Origin of the sequence: Gilliamella sp. B3464, assembly GCF_026536145.1 — a bacterium.
GTDB lineage: Bacteria > Pseudomonadota > Gammaproteobacteria > Enterobacterales > Orbaceae > Gilliamella.
In genome coordinates this window covers 1-1,485 of record NZ_JAFNOQ010000025.1, presented here as the reverse complement: position 1 = coordinate 1,485, position 1,485 = coordinate 1, and the positions used below count along the sequence as shown (strand labels likewise).

Annotated in this window: 3 protein-coding genes; 2 read left to right on the top strand and 1 reads right to left on the bottom strand. The window is 37.4% G+C overall.

Annotated elements, in window-relative coordinates; all coding sequences use genetic code 11:
* Together J3U57_RS12590 and J3U57_RS12585 are read left to right on the top strand one after the other, a co-directional pair.
* Positions 1–555 (top strand): EndoU domain-containing protein (locus J3U57_RS12590; protein WP_267344986.1); only part of this gene is annotated, 555 nt, incomplete at its 5' end.
* Positions 556–578: 23 nt separating this feature from the next.
* Positions 579–830, top strand: a complete 252-nt coding sequence (locus tag J3U57_RS12585; protein ID WP_220218600.1) for a MafI family immunity protein — start codon at positions 579–581, stop codon at positions 828–830.
* 48 nt (positions 831–878) lie between these two features.
* On the opposite strand, the gene J3U57_RS12580 is transcribed toward J3U57_RS12585, so the two are convergent.
* On the bottom strand, positions 879–1,112 hold the full coding sequence (locus J3U57_RS12580; RefSeq protein WP_267344984.1) for a SymE family type I addiction module toxin: 234 nt from the start codon (positions 1,110–1,112) through the stop codon (positions 879–881).
* Positions 1,113–1,485 lie beyond the last annotated feature (373 nt).

Genomic DNA, 1,485 nt, shown 5'->3' with positions numbered 1-1,485 from the left:
TTAGAGCTACAACACGGAAAAGGCAATGTTGAACAAGGTGGTGGAAATTATAAAGAGACTAAGGATAAAATACTGGATAATCAGGTCACCAATCAGAAAGCTAATGAAAGTAGTAATTTTGGTGAACATGTAAAAAAAGAACAAGAGATTAACGCTGGAAAGGGAACGAGTGCAAAAATATCGCCTGAAAATCAGAAATACGTTGATATTTTATCACCTGAAGCTAAGCAGCATATATTATATGGGGATGGACCAACAAGTGGGGGACACATGTACCCAGGAAATCCTGGTAAAACCACATTTCCTAAGGATTGGTCTGCAGACAAAATTGTCCATGAAATAGGGGATATTGCTACATCGCCTAATACACAATGGTATGCACAGAGTGGAACTGGTGGTCTTTATACTAAAGCAGGAAATCCTGCAAGATGGGCTGCATACGAAATTAGAGATGGGGTACGTATTAGAGTTATTTATGAACCAGCAAATGGAAAAATAATAACGGCGTTTCCGGACAAGGCACCAGTTCCTTCTCATTATAAACCAATTAAGTAAAAAGTTATAAAGGTTAAATAATTATGTTAGTTAACAATTGTATAAAAGAATTTGGTAATTCTTTAAAAGATAGGATAGATCCTGAGTTAATAGATTATGCTTTGGATTATATTAATCATTCCGAAAATGTTTTGGCTTTTGAAACATTGTGTGATCATATTGCAGATTTTGATGTGAAAATTAGTGAAGACGAATATAACAAAGTACTTCATATTGTTGATTTACTCGGTTTGGATTTAGATAATAGATTTTTATATATAAATCCCAATAAATAATTTCTTATTTCCCGCCTTAACAAGCGGGGGATCTTTTATTATTTATTTTTAAACTTGCGAATCAATTTCTATCAGCAACTTGCCCTGCTCTATTTTAATAATAACAGGGCAGCCCACATAAAAACCAAATTGCTCCAGCCACCTGCCTTTAATTGTTAGTTGTGGTCTGGGGTTGGGTTTTGTGCCTTGTGGCACGTAACCGACGGTATAAAACCGTTCGTTGGGTTGCGATGCAGGCTCTTTGCCTGTAGCTGATTTTAGCTTAGAATGTATCTTAGCCATAGTTAACTTCTTTGAAGTTAGTTGTGGTTAGCTGGTGAGCTGTGGTGGCTCATCGTTAATCTGCGCTATTATTTACTGTGTTGTGTTACTTCTCTTGTTTAGCTCGCCCTGTTTTAATCAACCAATCAACTGCTTAGCCTGATGTTTAAAAATCATCGCGCCTAAAATCTCTTTTATTGACTTCTGCTCGTCAGCAGTCATCTGCTTGACCACTTCAAACTTAAGCTGAAATCCGTCCCATGGCTTTAGTTCCTCGCTTTTTCAACTATCCACTAATCAAAATCATAGCGAAAACCAAGCGGATTATAAAGTCAGCAGCAGCAGTGTTGGCGTCAGCACCATTGGCATGCCATCAATGCCAGCCGGTTATAAT

Excerpts from the sequence above, each read along its gene's own strand:
- J3U57_RS12585 (WP_220218600.1), top strand. The coding sequence starts at position 579 with ATGTTAGTTAACAATTGTATAAAAGAATTTGGTAATTCTTTAAAAGAT.
- J3U57_RS12580 (WP_267344984.1), bottom strand. The coding sequence starts at position 1,112 with ATGGCTAAGATACATTCTAAGCTAAAATCAGCTACAGGCAAAGAGCCT.